The organism is Streptomyces sp. GESEQ-35 (assembly GCF_017948485.1).
GTDB lineage: Bacteria > Actinomycetota > Actinomycetes > Streptomycetales > Streptomycetaceae > Streptomyces.
In genome coordinates this window covers 213,662-230,871 of record NZ_JAFFSX010000011.1, presented here as the reverse complement: position 1 = coordinate 230,871, position 17,210 = coordinate 213,662, and the positions used below count along the sequence as shown (strand labels likewise).

Sequence of the window (17,210 nt, the reverse complement as noted above, 5' to 3'; positions counted from 1 at the left end):
CTCGCTCTCCGGTCCGGTCATCGTGCGTCTTCGCACGTAGAGGCGGCGCGACCGTACCAAAACGTCCCCTCGCCGTAACGACGGGCCCGGATCGCGTCGAAGCCGGGCGGCCAGCCGAACTCGCCGCCTCTGGTACTGCGCTCCACGGTGACGAGAGCCTCCGGCGCGAGCCAGCCCCCGGTGCGGAGTGTGAGGAGAATCTCGCGAAGATCGTCGTCCGAAACGGCGTACGGGGGGTCGAGGAAGACGATGTCGTACGGCTGTTCAGGCGGCGTTGTGCGGATGATCTGCTCCGCTTTACCTGCCTTGACTTCGGCGCCGGGCAGGCCGAGGTTCTTCACGTTCTCCCTGACCGTGCGGGCCGCTCTCGCGTCGGCCTCGACCAGGAGGACATGGCCCGCGCCCCGGGACAGCGCCTCCAGGCCCACGGCGCCGGAACCCGCGTACAGGTCGAGGACGCGTTCGCCGGCCAGGGGGGTGCCGAGGAGGGACTGCCAGGTGGAGAAGAGACCTTCGCGTGCGCGGTCGGAGGTGGGGCGGGTGCGGGTCCCTGGCGGGACTGCGAGGCGACGTCCGCCGGCTGCGCCGGCGATCACGCGGGTCATCTTTGGTCCTTGGTTGTGGACGGCTTTACGTTCAGTGTGGCTGGTCGCGCAGTTCCCCGCGCCCCTTGGGTGTCTCTCCTTCACCCCTTTTCGAGGTACTGCTCTCTCTCCTCGTCCAAAAGGGCGTCCAGGGCTGTCCGTAGGCCGGGAAGTGCCGTCAGCTCCGGGTCCGCCGCGACCACCTCCGCCGCTTCCTCCCTCGCCTCCGCGATGATCTCCTCGTCCTCGATGACGGCCAGCATGCGCAGGCTGGTGCGGGCGCCGGACTGGGCCTGGCCGAGGACGTCGCCCTCGCGGCGCTGTTCGAGGTCGATGCGGGAGAGCTCGAAGCCGTCCAGAGTGGCCGCCACGGCGTTCAGCCGCTGGCGGGCCGGGCTCGCCTCGGGCATCTCGGTGACCAGGAGGCACAGGCCCGCCGCCGAGCCGCGGCCCACCCGGCCGCGCAGCTGGTGGAGCTGGGAGACGCCGAAGCGGTCGGCGTCCATGATCACCATGGCGGTGGCGTTGGGGACGTTGACGCCGACCTCGATGACCGTCGTGGCGACCAGGACATGGGTCTCGCCGGCGGCGAAGCGGCGCATGACCGCGTCCTTGTCGTCCGGGTGCATACGGCCGTGCAGGACCTCGACCTTGAGGCCTTGCAGGGGGCCTTTGGCGAGCTGGTCGGCCACGTCCAGGACGGCGAGGGGCGGGCGCTTCTCGGCCTCGTCCTCGGCGGACTTCTTCTTGGGGTCCACCTCTTCGTCGCCGATGCGCGGGCACACGACGTACGCCTGATGCCCCTTGCCGACCTCCTCGCGCACCCGCTCCCAGGCCCTGGCGAGGAAGTGCGGCTTGTCGGCGGCCGGGACGACATGGCTGGCGATCGGTGAGCGCCCGGCCGGGAGCTGGTCGAGGACGGAGGTCTCCAGGTCGCCGAAGACGGTCATCGCGACCGTCCGCGGGATGGGCGTGGCGGTCATGACGAGTAGGTGGGGCGGTTGTTTGCCCTTGCCGCGCAGGGCGTCTCGCTGCTCGACACCGAAGCGGTGCTGTTCGTCGACCACGACCAGGCCGAGGTCGTGGAACTGCACCTTGTCCTCGATCAGCGCATGCGTGCCGATCACGATCCCGGCCTCTCCGGTGACCAGGTCGAGCAGCGCCTGGCGGCGGGCTGCGGCTCCCATGGAGCCGGTGAGCACGACCACCTTGGTCGCCTGCTCGGCGCCGCCCAGCATTCCGCCCTCGGCCAGCTCGCCCATCATCTCGACGACGGAACGGTGGTGCTGCTGGGCGAGCACTTCGGTGGGCGCGAGCATGGCGGCCTGACCGCCCGCGTCCACGACGGCGAGCATGGCGCGGAGCGCGACCATCGTGTTGTGGGTGACGGTGAAGTTGTCGGTGACGTAGGCATGACTCGGGTGAGCGACGCTAATGCACTGGACGGGTTTCCGCCCCACGTGCTCCACCGCACGGATTCCTCGCCTGAAAGTGTTGTACTTGGGGCGTGGGCCCACCCGCTCGGCTTTGCGAGTCAGTCGGAACGGTGCATATTCGTCAGGCAGGGCCACCGAGACGTTGAAGGCGGCTTTCTTCGGGAGCACCCGTGCCCGGCCGCCGAGCGAGCGGACAAGCCAGGCAACGTCATCGGCGAGCGTGCGCGAGGCTGAGCAGAACGAAACACTGAGGCCGTCTTTGCCCACGGTGCCATCGGTATCCAGCAGGCCTTGCAGCAGAGCGAGACGATTTTTGATCGAAGTGTTCTTGAACTGCTCGGGAACAAATTTCCCATGTGACGTCGCTCCCCACAGATTCAGATCGCGCATGGCCTGAATCACGGGGTTGCGCATGCCACCCACACGACGTGCCAACTGAATCGTGTAGTCACAGCGGGACCCCTTCACCGGGACGAGACGACATTCGGGCGCCACGACTGCCACCACAGCGTCACGGATCTCGTCGTCGACGGTCGCCAGACGCAGGTTGTGTCGGAATGACCCATCTCCCAGGAGGAGACCGAAGAGATACGGATCGAGAGGCAGCCCTGAGTCGCCGCCGAGATCAACCGGGGTGGCTGCTGGGAGGTACCACTTCGAAGATCCGTTGGCTTTGAAAGTGTCCAGCCTGATCTCCCGAGTCGTCATGACCTTCGGGGACTGGCCTCGATGCCACCCACAACTCGTGCCAACGATCCAGAAGTGCTCGTCGTCGCACTCGACGGAGCTTCCATCGGACAGAACCAAGCGCCAGACTTCACGCTCCCCTTGCGGGAAAACGCCGTCGATCAACGCGATCTCTCCGTTCGGAACGACGACCTCGTCCCCCACCCTCAGGTCCCCCATGCAACGGAAGCCGAAGGGGGTGAGCACGAGTGAGTCAAGCGGCTGGGCCTTGCCTGATCCCACCTCCCCCTGGAGCAGCCGGTGCATCGGATGCTCGGTCGCCAGGTCGTCGAAGATCTCCCTGGTGACCTTCTGCTGGCCGTCGGTGAGGGTGAAGGGGAGGCGGTCGTCGAAGGATGTGAGGAGGCCGTCCGGCTTGGGTTTGCGGGCTACCGCCGGGAGTTGGGCGTCGGCGTGGCGGCGGCGGGCGAGGGCTACCTGGAGGACGAAGGCCTCGTCCCACTTGAGGCGGGAGCGGGCGTCGTCGATGTCCGCCTTGGTGTGGGGTCGGTGGATCTTGAGCAGGGCCTCGGGGAGGGGGACCATGCCGCGGCCTTCGCGGAGGGCGTCCGGGAGGGGATCCAGGGCCTCCTGGGCGCTCGGCAGCACCGTCTGGATCGCCTTGCCGATCTTCCAGGACTCCAGCTTGGCGGTGGCGGGGTAGATGGGGATGAGAGCGCCGGCCCAGGTCTCGACGGTTTCCTCCGCGTCACCACGGAGCAACTCATACGCCGGGTGTGCCAGTTGGAGGCGGCGGTTGAAGACGGAGACCTTGCCCGCGAACATCGCGCGTGTGCCCGGCAGCAGTTCCTTGTGGGGCTTGTGAACGCCGTGGCCGAAGAAGACCAGTTGGAGCCGGCCGCTGCCGTCCGTGATGGTGACTTCGAGGCGCTGGCCCTTGCCCCGCGGGGCCTTGGACGAGGCGAAGCTGTGCAGCCGGGCGTCGGCGACCATGGCGACCACGGTCACGTGCTCGTCCAAGGGGAGGTCGGCGAGGTGGGTGAGCTGGCCCCGCTCCTCATATCTGCGCGGGTAGTGGTGCAGGAGGTCGCCGACGGTGTGCAGGCCGAGGTGCTCGGCCATCACCTTCGCGGTGGCGGGGCCGAGCACTGACTTCAAGGGTTGATTCAGTGGTTCTTCCAGTGCGGGCACGAGATCCATTGCACACCACAGCACTGACAATGCCGTATACGTCTCGGGAAACTCCTGGTCAGACGCGTCGTTCGGGTCATAGGATGACGCGCTCCGGCCATCCTTCCGCGGTCACCGCCTCACCGGGACCGCCCGACCCCGCGCCGTCGACAGTCCCCCCACCGGCGCTGCGACGATGGACTCCCAGACCTCTCAGTCATCCCAGGCATCCCAGTCACCTCATACGTTCCAGGTCGACCTGCGCGGTCTCGTGGACCTGCTCTCGCATCATCTGTACTCCAGCCCCAAGGTCTACCTGCGCGAGCTGCTTCAGAACGCCGTCGACGCCATCACGGCGAGACGTGCCGAACAGCCCGACTGCCCCGCCCGGGTACGGCTGTACGCGGAGGGCGGGACCCTGCGCGTGGAGGACTCCGGGATCGGGCTCACCGAAGCGGACGTGCACAACCTCCTTGCCACGATCGGCCGCAGCTCCAAGCGGGCCGAGGGGTTGCAGGAGGTCCGGTCCGACTTCCTCGGTCAGTTCGGGATAGGCCTGCTGGCCTGTTTCGTGGTCGCCGAGCGGATCCGGGTCGTCAGCCTGAGTTCCCGTACGCCCGGTGCGGCGCCCGTGGAGTGGACCGCGACGGACGACGGCTCGTACACCGTACGGACGCTGCCGCCGGACGCCCGCACCGAACCGGGCACCACCGTGCACCTGGTGGCGCGGCCCGGCGTCGGGGAGTGGCTCGCCGAGGAGCGGGTGCTCGCGCTGGCGCGGGACTTCGGGTCCCTGCTGCCGTACGACGTCCGGGTCGGCGACGAGGCGGTCACGGACCTGCCGGCGCCCTGGGACCGCGCGTACCCCTCCCCCGCCACGCGGAGGGTGGCCCTCGCGCGGCACTGCCATGAGCTGTTCGGCTTCACCCCACTGGACGCGATCGAGCTGAACGTGCCGCTCGCCGGTGTCCGCGGCGTGGCGTACGTGCTGCCGTCCGCGGTCAGCCCGGCCCAGCGGGCGAGTCATCGCGTCCATCTCAAGGGCATGCTGCTGACCGAGCGCGCCGAACAGCTGCTGCCCGACTGGGCGTTCTTCGTGCGCTGTGTGCTCGACACCGACAGTCTGCGGCCCACGGCATCGCGCGAGTCGCTGTACGAGGACGAGACGCTGGCCGCCGTACGGGAGGCGCTGGGCGAAAGGATTCGGTCGTGGCTGACGAGCCTGGCGGCAGGTGATCCGGAGCGGCTTGCCGCCTTCCTGTCCGTGCACTTCCTGGGCGTGAAGTCCCTGGCGCGGCACGACAAGGAGATGTTGCGCACGATGCTGCCGTGGCTGCCCTTCGAGACGACCGACGGGCGGCTGTCCCTGGAGGAGTTCGCGCAGCGGCACCCGGTGGTGCACTTCACGCGGACCGTCGAGGAGTACCGGCAGGTCGCGCCGATCGCGTCCGCGCAGGGCGTCGGGGTGATCAACGGCGGTTACACGTACGACAGCGAACTGGTCGAGGCGCTGCCGTCGGTGCGGCCCGGAACCGTGGTCTCCGAGCTGGACGCCGACACCGTGACCGCCCATCTGGACGCGGTCGACCCGGCGGAGGAGCTGGCGCTGTCCGGCTTCCTGGCGGCCGCGCGGGCCACGCTGGACCCGCTGGGCTGTGACGTCGTACTCCGCGCCTTCCATCCGCTGTCCGTGCCCGCGCTGCACCTGGACGACCGGGCGACCCGGCACGAGCAGGCCAGGGCCGAGGCGGAGGAGCAGGCCGACGACCTGTGGGCGGGCATTCTCGGCTCGCTGCGTGGCAGTGCCCCGCGCGCGCGACTGGTGCTCAACCATCTCAGCCCGCTGATCCGAAGGATCAGCTCCCTCAAGGATCCCGAGCTGATCGGCACCGCCACGGAGTCGCTGTACGGGCAGGCCCTGCTGATGGCTCAGCGGCCGCTCAGGCCTACCGACTCGGTGTTGCTGAACCGGGCGTTCATCGGCCTCCTGGAGTGGGCTACGCACAGCGAGGACGGTCAGCGATGACTGAGATCACGGACTTCGACTCCCTGCGCCATGCCATGGCGGAGAACGGCGGGCAGCCGGAGGGGCCCGCCCGCAACGCGCGCGCGGAGGAGCTGCTCGCCGAGGCCGAGAAGCTGAGCATCCCCCTCGCCGTGATCGAGGCGCTCGGGCATCAGCTGAAGGTCTACAACTACAGCTCCGAGAAGGACAAGATGTTCGTCCCCTTCGCGCGTCTGCTGCGCATGTGGGACGAACACCCCGAGGACTTCGACGAGTACGAGACGCACTCACTGCACTGGGTCTTCAAGTGGATGTCGTCCGGCATGCTCGACCAGCCGCACGTCCCGCTCGCGTCCGTCGAGAAGTGGCTCGGCGAGATGGAACACCGCTACCGGCTCGCCGGCCACTCCGAACGGGCCGTGCGCAGCGCCGAGTTCAGTGTTGCCGCGCACGTCGGGGACGTCGACCGGGCCGAGCGGGCGTATGCCGCGTGGCTGGCCGCCGACCGGGACAACATGGCCGACTGCCACGCGTGCGAGCTGCACGGGCAGGGATGGTGGCAGGCGGAGTGCGGCCGGGACGCGTCGGCGCTGGAGCTGTGGTCGCCGGTTCTGGAGGGCGAGTTCACCTGCGCCCACGAGCCGCACACGGTCCTGGCGTCGTCCCTGGTGCCCCTGCTGCGGCTGGGCCGGCCGGACGACGCCCGGGCCAACCATCTGCGGGGTTTCCGGCTCGTACGGGCCATGGAGAGCATGCGCGGCGCTTACGCGGACCACGTGGAGTTCTGTGCGCTGACCGGAAACGAGGCGCGCGGCCTGGAGTTGCTCGCGGAGCGGCCGGCGTACTTCACCGACACCGGGCATCCGCGCAGCAGGCTGGACTTCATGAGTGTCGTGGCCCTGCTCATGGACCGGCTGACCGCGCTCGGGCTGGGCGGCCGGCGCGTGCCGGGGCCTGCCGGGCGGGAGTGGACGGCGGGCGAACTCGCCGCCCACGCGCGCGTGGAGGCCCTCGCGCTGGCGCAGCGGTTCGACCAGCGCAACGGCACGGCGCACGTGAGCGAGCGGGCACGCGCGCGTATGGATCAGCTGCCGCTGGTGGAGCGGCTGCCGCTCGGGGTGCGCTCGGTACGTCCCGCGGCGGTTTCCGTCCCGCCCGTTCCGGCGCACGATGAGGCCGTGGAGCCCGATCTGCCCGCGCTGCTGGCCGAGGCCCGGCGGCTGTCTGACACCTTGCAGCCGAACGCCGTGGAGGCGTGGGCGGCGGTCGCCCGGGCCGCCGAGGGGGTCGAGTTGGCCGCCCGGGACCGCGCCGAGATAGCCGACCACCGTGCGATGGACCTGGGCCCCGAGGGCATCGACGTGTTCGAGCACGCCGCCGAGCTGTACGCGGAGGCGGGCGACCCCGGTGAGGCCCTGGCGGCACGCACGCGTGCGGCGTACATGCGCGCACTGTCGGGCGACGTGGCCGGCGCGCTCACGGCGGTCGCCGGCCCCTACGACGAGGTCCTCGCGCTGTACGCCGAGGACGCCACGGGCCTGCACCAGACAGCGTCCGTGCTGATGGGACGCGCACGAATCCTGATGCGGAGGGTGCACGAGGCGGACGATCCGGCGGGGGGCGCAGTAGTGCAGGACGCCGCCTCACGGGAAGGCAACGGCTTCTCTGACGGCGAGGTTCGGGCCCCGGGCTCATCACCGGAGGGGGCTACGGGCGCCCCCGACCCGGCACCGGACGCCGCGTTGGATCCCGTGCGGGAAGCGGCCGGGGGCGGTGGGTTCTCGGTGGGCGGGTTTCCGGCGTCCGGCGCCTCGGGGAACCCCGCCCTCGTTGAGGCCGAAGCCGCCGCGCGGGAGGTGCTCGCGTTGGTCGGGGGGCGGGACGGGGACGACGTGCGGCTTGCCTCGCGGGCCGCGGAGGCGCGGGCGATGCTCGCGGAACTGGCCGCGCACGCCGGGGACGTGGAGGGGGCGGCGGAGTTGTTCGCGCACGCCGCGGCGGCGTACGTCGGGGCGGGGCTGCCGTGGTTCGCGGTGGAGTACGAGGCCCGGCTGGCCGGGCTCGCGCATCACCTGGGCGACACTGCGGAGGCCGAGCGGGCGCTGCGGGCGGCCCTGGAGCACGGCGGACCGCACCTGGAGCCGATCGGCCGCGCCCAGCTGCACCTTCAGCTCGCCGAGGTCCTCGGCGGCCGCGGCGGGTCCGCGGAGGCCGCCGAGCATGCTCTGGACGCGGCGCACTGGGCCGACGAGGCGGGCGAGGGCCCGACGCTCGGCGCCTGGGCACGGCACCAGCTCGGCGGGTTCCTGCTGCGACAGGGACGGTGGGCCGAGGCCGCGGAGGTGCTGGAATCGGCGCTGCCCGACCTGACCGCCGAAACGCACGGCGACGGCGCGGTCGTACAGACGCAGTGGTGGCTCGGCGACTGTCTGAGCGAGCTGGGCGAGCACCGCGCGGCAGCCGAACGGCGGTTGCAGGCCGCCGAGATCGCCCGGCACTGGCCCGAGCAGCACGACCACGCCACACTCGCCCATCTCGCCGCGGAGTCCCTCGGGCACGCGGGCCTGCACGACGAGGCCGACCAGGCCTACGCGCGCGCGGGCGACCTGTGGCGCGAACTCGGCAACGTGCACGGCCTGGTGCGTTCCCTGCGCGCCCGCGCGTGGCTCGCGCTGCGCACTCAGGACGGGCCGGACGGGGCACGGGAGTTGATGGCGGGCGCGGTCCACGAGTGCGCGACGGCCCGGGACGCCGCGGCCGACGAGGAGGCGCAGCAACGGCTGATCGCCGAACTCGGCCACACCCACCGGCAGTTCGGCGACCTGCTCGCCCGGTCCGCCACCGAGGACGCCGAGGACGACTCGATCCGGGCCACCCTTGAGGAAGCCCTGACCCAGATGCTGGAGGCCGTCGCGGTGTTCGCCGCCGCCGGAGACGACGCCCTGCACGCCCGGACCGGCGCCGAACTGGCCGCCGGCTGGCTGGAGGCAGACCTGAGCCGCCCCGCCCCGGCCGCCGCACGCGCGCGTACGGTGCTGGCCGCATACGCCGGTACCGAGGACGGCGACAGCGACAGCGACGAGACGGCACAAGCACGGCGGGCGGAGGCGGAGCAACTGCTCGAGCTGATGGAGGAACAGCCGGAGGAACAGGGCCCGGAGAAATAGGGACCAGAGAAATGGGGCCTGAGGAAAAGGGCCCTATTCCACGCCGATGAGCAGCAGCGATCCTTGCCGCCCGCCCCGGTACACCACCGTGTCGACGGCAAGGTACGCCTCACGCACGCGTTCTTCGACGTGCTCGGCGATGGCGTCAGGGGCTTCGTCGCCGAGGACGAGGGTGACCATCTCGCCGCCCGCCTGGAGCATGCGGTCGATGACGGTCTCGGCGGTGGTGGTGACGTCCGAGCCGATCACGGCGACGTCGCCGTCGATGAGGCCGAGGACGTCGCCGGCCTGGCAGATGCCGGCCATGGTCCAGGACTGGCGTTCGGCGACGGTCACCTCGGCGTAGCGGGTCGCGCCGGCCGCCGAGGTCATCTGGACGACGTCCTCGTCGAACCGGCGGTCCGGCTCGTGCACGGCCAGTGCCGCGATCCCCTGGACCGCTGAACGCGTCGGGATGAGCGCCACGCGGATGCCCTCCGTGCGGGCCTGCTCGGCCGCCGCGGCGGCGGTGTGGCGCAGCTCGGCATCATTGGGCAGCAGCACGACCTCGCGCGCGTGGGCCCGCCGTACGGCCTCGACGAGCTCCCCGCTGGCGGGCGGCTCCCCGGGGCGCGCGAGCACCGTGGTCGCGCCCGCCTCGGTGTACAGCCCGGCCAGCCCCTCGCCGGGCACGACGGCCACGACGGCGCGCTGGGCGCGCTCCCGGGGCGGGCGTTCGGCGCCGCTGGTGTGCACGTCGCCGACGGCGAAGTGCGTGATCCTGATCCGGTACGGCCGTCCGGCCTCGACGCCCGCCTCCACGGCGGCTCCGGCGTCGTCCACGTGGACATGGACGTTCCACAGCCCGTCGCCGCCGACCACCACCAGCGAGTCCCCGAGCGCGTCGAGCCGCTCCCGCAGCCGGGTCACGGCCGCGTCCTCGGCCTCCAGCAGGTAGATCACCTCGAAGGCGGGCCCGCCCTCCTCCGGGGCGGCGGCTCCGTCCACGCACTCACCGAGGCTGTCGACGGCCACGCGCGCGTGCTCGTCCCGCGTGCCGGCGTCGTCCACGCGCGCGTGGACGACAGCCACCGGTGACACCACGGCCACCGCCGCCGGCCGCTCCCCCGTGAACGTCTCCACCAGCGCACCCAGCACCGCCACCAGCCCCCGCCCGCCCGCGTCCACGACGCCCGCGCGCTCCAGGACGGCCAGCTGGCCCGGCGTGGCGGCGAGGGCGGCTCGGGCGCCTTCGTAGGCCGCCCGCGCGACCGTCCCGCAGTCCCCCTCGGCTCCCGTGGCCGCGTCCGCGGCGGCCGAGGCGACCGTGAGGACCGTCCCCTCGACGGGGTGGGCCACGGCCTGCCGGGCGGAGTCGGCCGCGTGCCGGAGCGCGAGCCGCAGCCCCCAGGCATCGCTGTGAGCGGTCTCACCCCAGGACGCACCCGCGGGCAGATTCCGTGACCCGGCCCCGGTCTGCCCGTCGGCGGCGAGTACCTGCGCCATGCCCCGCAGCAGCTGTGCCAGGATCGTCCCGGAGTTCCCGCGCGCCCCGATGAGCGCGCCGTGCGCCATGGCCTGCACGGTGTCGGCCAGCGGCGGCGCCCCGGCACCGCCCCCGACTTCGTGACCTGCGAAGACCGCCTCGACCGCGGTGAGGGCCGACTCCACCGTCAGATACAGGTTCGTGCCGGTGTCCCCGTCGGCCACCGGGTAGACGTTGATCGCGTCGATCTCCTCACGCGACCGCCCCAGCGCCTCCAGCGCGAGACCGCACCAGGTGCGCACCGCGAGAGCATCGAAGAATGTCTGCGGAACCTGCGCCACCTGCGCCTCCTTGAGCTCCTGGACGTGGGACGCAGCGTAGACCCCGGGCCGTTGTCCACCGGAAGTGGGCCGGAGCGGGGCCCTGAGCAGCCATGGTAGTTTCGTTGTACTGGCGCAGTCGTTGTATGCTGCTCCGGTTGCCCGATCCCGATCGGGCCATTCCCCCTGGCAACGCCACTCAGATCGTAGATCTTGATTCCGGCCTGCCGGGATCATCCGTAAGAGCATCTGAAGTCTTTGGAGTGACCCGTGGCTGCCAACTGCGACGTCTGCGGCAAGGGGCCGGGCTTCGGCAACAACATCTCGCACTCGCACCGCCGTACGCCCCGTCGCTGGAACCCGAACATCCAGCGCGTCCGTACCGTGGTCGGCGGGACGCCGAAGCGCGTGAACGCTTGCACCTCGTGCATCAAGGCCGGCAAGGTCTCGCGCTGACGCTACGCGGTAGCGCGCGGCCACTGCTGGTTCGCTGCAGGAGCCGGTCCACCTCTGGTGGACCGGCTTTTTGCTGTACCCAAGCAGCCACCCAAGCAGCCGCGTAAACGCTCGCGCAAGCGTTTACGCGCCACCCTCCACCCTGAACCGCCACCCATGATCCACCGGCCCGATCCCCTCGCCGAGCGCGAACCCGGCGGCGATCGCACCGGTGACGTACTCCTTGGCCGCCACGACGGCCTCCGGCACGGACTGCCCCTTCGCCAGCTGCGACGCGATCGCCGACGCGAGGGTGCAGCCCGTGCCGTGCGTGTGCCGGTTGTCGTGCCGGGGAGCGCGCAGCCAGTGCTCCTCGGACCCGTCCGTCAGCAAGTCCACGGCGTCACCGGACAGGTGACCACCCTTGATCACAACCCACCGCGGCCCGTACGCCAGCACTGCCTCCGCGGCCCGGCGCAGATCCCCCTCCGACTCGACCCGCACGTCCGTGAGCTGGCCCACCTCGTCCAGGTTCGGCGTCGCCACGGTGGCGACCGGCAGCAGCTTGGTGCGTACGGAGTCCAGCGCGGACGAAGCCAGCAGCGAGTCCCCGTGCTTGGAGACACCCACCGGATCGACGACGAGCGGAGCGTCCGTGCCACCGATCAACTCGGCCACCGCCTGGACGAGTTCGGCGGACGCCAGCATCCCGGTCTTCACGGCCTGTACGCCGATGTCGTCGACGACGCTCCGGTACTGGGCCCGCACCGCCTCCACGGGCAGCGGCCAAGCCCCCTGCACGCCCTGGGAGTTCTGCGCGGTCACAGCCGTGATGACGCTCATGCCGTGCACGCCGAGCGCGAGCATCGTCTTCAGATCGGCCTGGATTCCCGCTCCTCCGCCGGAGTCGGAGCCCGCGACCGTCAACACCCTGGGCGGCGTCATGACTCGATGTCCCCGAAGTGGTCCCAGCCGCCCTTGCTGGTCCACGGCGCCCCGTCGACCGTCACCTGGGGCAGCGCCGAGGGGTTGAGCACCTCGCCGATGACCTTCCAGCGGGCGGGCAGTTTCACGTCCGGCGGGAAGGTCGCCACGATGGCGTGGTCCTCTCCTCCGGTGAGCACCCACTGCATGGGGTCGACGCCGACGGCCTGTCCGATGTCGTTCATCTGGGACGGGATGTCGATCGCACCCGAGCGGATGTCGATGCGGACCTTGCTGGCCTCCGCGATATGCCCGAGGTCGGCGATCAGCCCGTCGCTCACGTCGCACATCGAGGTCGCGCCGAGACCGGCCGCGGCCGGCCCCGCGTGATACGGCGGTTCCGGGCGCCGGTGCGCCTCCACGAAGGCCCGGGGCGACCGGAAGCCGCGCGACAGCACCGCGTACCCGGCCGCCGACCAGCCCAGCCAGCCCGTCACCGCGACGAGGTCCCCGGGCCGCGCGCCGGCCCGCGTCACGGGCTCCTGGCCGCGCAGATCGCCGAGTGCGGTGATGGACACCATGATCGTGTCACCGCGTACGACATCGCCGCCGACCACCGATGCCCCCGCGACCTGACACTCGTCGCGCAGGCCGTCCATCATCTCGGTCGGCCAGGCCACCGGGAGTTCGGCCGGGACGACCAGGCCGAGCAGCAGCGCGGTCGGTACGGCGCCCATGGCGGCGATGTCCGCGAGGTTCTGCGCGGCGGCCTTGCGGCCCACGTCGTAGGCCGTGGACCAGTCACGGCGGAAGTGCCGTCCCTCGACGAGGATGTCGGTGCTCGCCACGACCCTGCGGTCGGGCGCGGCGACCACCGCGGCGTCGTCGCCGGGTCCGACCCGGACCGCCGGGGTGGTGGTGAGACGGGAGGTGAGCTCCCTGATGAGCCCGAACTCCCCCAGCTCACCAACAGTGCCCTTCATTGCCCTTTCGCCCCTTCTCTGCCTGTGCATACCCGGTCGCGCGTCATCAGTGTCCCCGATACGGTCGAAGTGACCGTCAACTACTGTCGTGCCTGCACCCCGGCGCGCAAGCCCCGGTCCCCGCAGGTCTCCCCGCGGCGAGCGGCGACGCGATACCGTGGCGTTCCTTTTCCCCACATGATCCTCGTGGCCGCCCTGGAGGTTCCGTGGTACAGGCGTACATCCTGATCCAGACGGAGGTCGGCAAAGCGTCGACCGTCGCCGAGACGATCAGCAAGATTCCTGGGGTGATCCAGGCCGAGGACGTGACAGGACCTTATGACGTGATCGTGCGTGCCCAAGCAGACACCGTCGACGACCTCGGCCGCATGGTGGTCGCCAAGGTCCAGCAAGTGGACGGCATCACGCGAACCCTGACCTGCCCGGTCGTCCATCTCTAGTCCCCGTCTACCCTTGGCCGGTGAAGTTCTTCCGTCACCGGCACCCCACCTTCATCGGGCCGCCCGCGGTCGCTCTGCTGATCGCCGTCGCGGGCTGTTCCTCAGCAGACGACAGTGCCCGGGCCGCGGTTCCCGGTCCGGGCACCGAGGTCACGAAGCTGTGCCGAAACCTGGACGCGGTGTTGCCGTCCAGGGTCGACGGTCAGGATCGCCGGGATCCCGAACCCGCGTCAGCGCTGACGGCGGGCTGGGGAGGCCCGGCGATCATACTGCGCTGCGGTGTCGAACAGCCGCCGAAGATGATCGACCCGAACGTGGCCAACGGCAATGACGCGGACGCGCTGGCCGGCGGCGTGAACGGCGTCGACTGGCTGATGGAGAAGCAGGACAACGGGTCGTACCGCTTCACCACCGCCAACCGCCGCGCATACGTAGAGCTCACGGTGCCGGAAGGGCAGGACAGTACGGGGGTACTGATCGATCTGGCCCCGGCCGTGAAGAAGGCGATCCCCGAGGGGATCGCCGATTAGTCAGCGCAGTCCGGTCGACCTGCGCAGCGCCGCCTGCACCAGCAGATCCACCAGCTCGGGATAGCTGATCCCGGCCGCCTGCCACATCTGCGGATACATCGAGATCGGCGTCATGCCGGGCATCGTGTTGATCTCGTTGATGACGAAGCCGTCGTCGGTGAGGAAGAAGTCCGCGCGGACCAGGCCCTCGCAGGAGGCCGCCTCGAAGGCGTCGACGGCCAGCTTCTGGACGTCCGCCGTCTCCTCGGGCGTCAGCGGCGCGGGGACGATACCCGGCGTCGAGTCGATGTACTTGGCCTCGAAGTCGTAATAGGCGTGGGTCTCGGGCGACGGGATCTCGGAGGGCACCGAAGCCCGGGGCCCGTCCTCGAACTCCAGCACCCCGCACTCGATCTCACGGCCGCGCAGCGCGGCCTCGACGAGGATCTTGGGATCGTGGCGCTGGGCCTCGGCGATCGCCTCGTCGAGCCCCGACAGGTCGTCGACCTTGGTGATGCCGATCGACGAACCCGCGCGCGCGGGCTTCACGAAGAGCGGCCAGCCGTGCTCGCCGGCGAAGTCGACGATCTTCTTGCGGGCGGCGGACTCGTCCTGCTGCCACTCCCGCGGCCGGATCACCACGTACGGGCCGACCTTGAGCCCGAACGACGTGAACACCCGCTTCATGTAGTCCTTGTCCTGGCCGACGGCCGAGGCGAGCACCCCCGAGCCCACGTACGGCACGCCGGACAGCTCCAGGAGACCCTGGAGGGTGCCGTCCTCGCCGTACGGGCCGTGCAGCACGGGGAAGACGACGTCGACCTCACCGAGCGCCTTGGGCACCGATCCGGGCTCGCTGTAGACGACTTCACGGTTCCCCGGGTCCACGGGAAGCACCACGCCGCCCTCGCGCGACTCGGCGAGCTCCGCGACGTTGGGCGTACGGCGCTCGGTGATCGCCATGCGTTCCGGTTCGTCGGCGGTGAGCGCCCAGCGGCCGTCCTGGGTGATGCCGATCGGCAGAACGTCGTACTTGGTCCGGTCGATGGCCTTGAGGACGGCGCCCGCCGTGACCACGGAGATCCCGTGTTCGGAGCTGCGCCCGCCGAACACGACGGCCACGCGCGGCTTGCGAGGCGGCTGCTCAGGGCTCTGGGAGAGGTTCTCGGTGCTCATATCGCGTTGAGGGTACCCGTTGGTAGTGCACGGACACAGCGTCCGCACCCGGCATCGCTCAGCGTCGTTCGGGCTTCGCGCTGCGCGACATGAGCTCCTTCAGGGCGACCACCGGCGGCTTGCCCTCGTGCACGATGCCGACGACCGTCTCGGTGATCGGCATGTCGACGCCGTGCCTGCGGGCCAGATCCAGCACGGACTCGCAGGACTTGACGCCCTCGGCGGTCTGCCGGGTGACCGCGATGGTCTCCTCCAGGGTCATGCCCTTGCCGAGGTTGGTGCCGAAGGTGTGGTTGCGGGACAGCGGCGAGGAGCAGGTCGCCACCAGGTCGCCCAGGCCCGCGAGTCCGGAGAACGTCAGCGGGTCGGCGCCCATCGTCAGGCCCAGCCGGGTGGTCTCGGCGAGACCGCGCGTGATCAGGGAGCCCTTGGCGTTGTCGCCGAGCCCCATGCCGTCCGCGATGCCGACGGCGAGGCCGATGACGTTCTTCACGGCACCGCCCAACTCGCAGCCCACCACGTCCGTGTTCGTGTACGGGCGGAAGTACGGCGTGTGGCAGGCGGCCTGGAGCCGCTGGGCGACGGCCTCGTCCGTGCAGGCGACCACCGCGGCGGCCGGCATACGGGCGGCGATCTCACGGGCGAGGTTGGGCCCGGTGACGACGGCGATGCGATCCTGGCCGACCTTGGCGACGTCCTCGATGACCTCGCTCATCCGCATGGCGGTGCCCAGTTCGACACCCTTCATGAGCGAGACGAGGATCGTGTCGGGCGCCAGCAGCGGCACCCACTCGGCGAGGTTGCCGCGCATGGTCTGCGAGGGGACCGAGAGGACGGTGAAGTCGGCACCGGCCGCGGCCTCGGCGGGATCGGTGGTGGCCCGCAGGTTCTCCGGGAGCTCGATGCCCGGGAAGTACTCCGGGTTCATCCGGCTGGAGTTGATGGCGTCGGCGACCTCCGGGCGACGCGCCCAGAGGATGACCTCGCAGCCCGCGTCGGCAAGCACCATGCCGAAGGCGGTACCCCACGAACCGGCGCTGAAGACAGCCGCCTTGACCGGCTTGCTCACGTGCCCTGCCCCTCTTCCTGTACGGCCTTGCTCTCCGACTGCGCCCTGCTCTTGCGTCGCTGCTCGACCCGCTCACGGCGCGGGTCGTACGGCGTCTCGGGCGCCCGCTCGCCGCGGATGTCCTCCAGCAGACGAGTGACGGCGGCCATGATGACCTCGGTCGCCTGCTTCAGGATCTCCGGGGTCATCTCCTCGTCGTAGAAGCGCGTCAGGTCGACGGGCGGGCCCGCCAGCACGTGGTGGGTCTTGCGCGGAAGGAGGTTGAGTTTCTTGGCGTACGGCGGCAGCAGTTCGTTGGCGCCCCACTGGGCGACGGGAATCACCGGGCACTTGGTCTGAAGGGCGACGCGCGCGGCACCGGTCTTGGCCGTCATGGGCCACTGATCCGGGTCGCGAGTGATCGTTCCCTCGGGATAGAACGCCACGCACTCGCCGCGCTCCACGGCGGCGATCGCGGCCCGGAAGGCGCTGAGGGCGTCCGTGGTTTCCCGGTAGACGGGGATCTGCCCGGTGCCGCGCATCGCGGCACCGACGAATCCCTTCTTGAAAAGGCCGCTCTTCGCGAGGAATCGCGGAACACGGCCGGTGTTGTACTGAAAGTGTGCGTACGCGAAGGGATCGATGTGCGAATTGTGGTTCACCGCGGTGATAAATCCGCCGTCGGCCGGAATGTGCTCCATTCCGCGCCAGTCCCGCTTGATCAGAACCACCAGCGGTGGTTTGCAGAGGACCGCTGCGAAGCGGTACCAGAAGCCGATTCTGCGGCGGGGCACGCGGACACCTTCCTCTAGGGCCTGAGGGGCCGCACAAGTGTCGCCCCAGGCCGCCGGTCTGTCGAGA

Annotated in this window: 13 protein-coding genes; 5 read left to right on the top strand and 8 right to left on the bottom strand. The window is 70.6% G+C overall.

Annotated features, from left to right (window positions below; all coding sequences use genetic code 11):
- Window positions 1-17: 17 nt before the first annotated feature.
- Window positions 18-689 carry a 16S rRNA (guanine(966)-N(2))-methyltransferase RsmD gene (gene rsmD, locus KCH87_RS22910; RefSeq protein ID WP_308298888.1) on the bottom strand — a complete coding sequence of 224 codons (672 nt, stop codon included), beginning with the start codon at window positions 687-689 and terminating at the stop codon, window positions 18-20.
- Window positions 686-3,907 (bottom strand): helicase-related protein, encoded by a 3,222-nt coding sequence (locus KCH87_RS22905; RefSeq protein WP_210588079.1) that lies wholly within the window; start codon window positions 3,905-3,907, stop codon window positions 686-688. The genes rsmD and KCH87_RS22905 overlap by 4 nt, the downstream gene beginning before the upstream one ends.
- Before the next feature lie 166 nt (window positions 3,908-4,073).
- On the opposite strand from KCH87_RS22905, the gene KCH87_RS22900 reads away from it, so the two are divergent.
- Window positions 4,074-5,903, top strand: a complete 1,830-nt coding sequence (locus KCH87_RS22900; RefSeq protein ID WP_210588078.1) for an HSP90 family protein — start codon at window positions 4,074-4,076, stop codon at window positions 5,901-5,903.
- The gene (locus tag KCH87_RS22895) at window positions 5,900-9,049 is read left to right on the top strand and encodes a tetratricopeptide repeat protein (protein WP_210588077.1); all 3,150 of its coding nucleotides are present in this window, start codon (window positions 5,900-5,902) and stop codon (window positions 9,047-9,049) included. Before KCH87_RS22900 ends, KCH87_RS22895 begins: the two co-directional genes overlap by 4 nt.
- A 33-nt stretch (window positions 9,050-9,082) precedes the next feature.
- On the opposite strand, the gene KCH87_RS22890 is transcribed toward KCH87_RS22895, so the two are convergent.
- A complete protein-coding gene (locus KCH87_RS22890; RefSeq protein ID WP_210588076.1) occupies window positions 9,083-10,855 on the bottom strand; it encodes a DAK2 domain-containing protein in 1,773 nt (590 codons plus the stop codon).
- Window positions 10,856-11,104: 249 nt separating this feature from the next.
- Here KCH87_RS22890 and rpmB point away from each other — a divergent pair, with 249 nt between their 5' ends.
- Entirely contained in the window at window positions 11,105-11,290 is a 186-nt protein-coding gene (gene rpmB / locus KCH87_RS22885; RefSeq protein WP_004924906.1) for a 50S ribosomal protein L28, read from the top strand.
- Window positions 11,291-11,413: 123 nt separating this feature from the next.
- Here rpmB and thiD read toward each other — a convergent pair whose 3' ends face one another.
- On the bottom strand, window positions 11,414-12,214 hold the full coding sequence (gene thiD / locus KCH87_RS22880; protein WP_210588075.1) for a bifunctional hydroxymethylpyrimidine kinase/phosphomethylpyrimidine kinase: 801 nt from the start codon (window positions 12,212-12,214) through the stop codon (window positions 11,414-11,416).
- A complete protein-coding gene (locus KCH87_RS22875) occupies window positions 12,211-13,176 on the bottom strand; it encodes a thiamine-phosphate kinase (protein ID WP_210588074.1) in 966 nt (321 codons plus the stop codon). Before KCH87_RS22875 ends, thiD begins: the two co-directional genes overlap by 4 nt.
- 206 nt (window positions 13,177-13,382) lie before the next feature.
- Here KCH87_RS22875 and KCH87_RS22870 point away from each other — a divergent pair, with 206 nt between their 5' ends.
- Together KCH87_RS22870 and KCH87_RS22865 are read left to right on the top strand one after the other, a co-directional pair.
- Window positions 13,383-13,616 (top strand): Lrp/AsnC family transcriptional regulator, encoded by a 234-nt coding sequence (locus KCH87_RS22870; RefSeq protein ID WP_003997603.1) that lies wholly within the window; start codon window positions 13,383-13,385, stop codon window positions 13,614-13,616.
- A 20-nt stretch (window positions 13,617-13,636) separates the two neighbouring features.
- On the top strand, window positions 13,637-14,146 hold the full coding sequence (locus tag KCH87_RS22865) for a DUF3515 domain-containing protein (RefSeq protein ID WP_210588073.1): 510 nt from the start codon (window positions 13,637-13,639) through the stop codon (window positions 14,144-14,146).
- On the opposite strand, the gene KCH87_RS22860 is transcribed toward KCH87_RS22865, so the two are convergent.
- From KCH87_RS22860 to KCH87_RS22850, 3 genes are read right to left on the bottom strand one after another with little or no spacing between them, the layout of a single operon-like run.
- A complete protein-coding gene (locus KCH87_RS22860) occupies window positions 14,147-15,301 on the bottom strand; it encodes a D-alanine--D-alanine ligase family protein (protein ID WP_210588072.1) in 1,155 nt (384 codons plus the stop codon).
- A gap of 58 nt (window positions 15,302-15,359) precedes the next feature.
- Entirely contained in the window at window positions 15,360-16,370 is a 1,011-nt protein-coding gene (locus tag KCH87_RS22855) for an NAD(P)H-dependent glycerol-3-phosphate dehydrogenase (RefSeq protein WP_210588071.1), read from the bottom strand.
- Window positions 16,367-17,143 carry a 1-acyl-sn-glycerol-3-phosphate acyltransferase gene (locus KCH87_RS22850; RefSeq protein WP_210588070.1) on the bottom strand — a complete coding sequence of 259 codons (777 nt, stop codon included), beginning with the start codon at window positions 17,141-17,143 and terminating at the stop codon, window positions 16,367-16,369. The genes KCH87_RS22855 and KCH87_RS22850 overlap by 4 nt, the downstream gene beginning before the upstream one ends.
- Window positions 17,144-17,210: the final 67 nt, after the last annotated feature.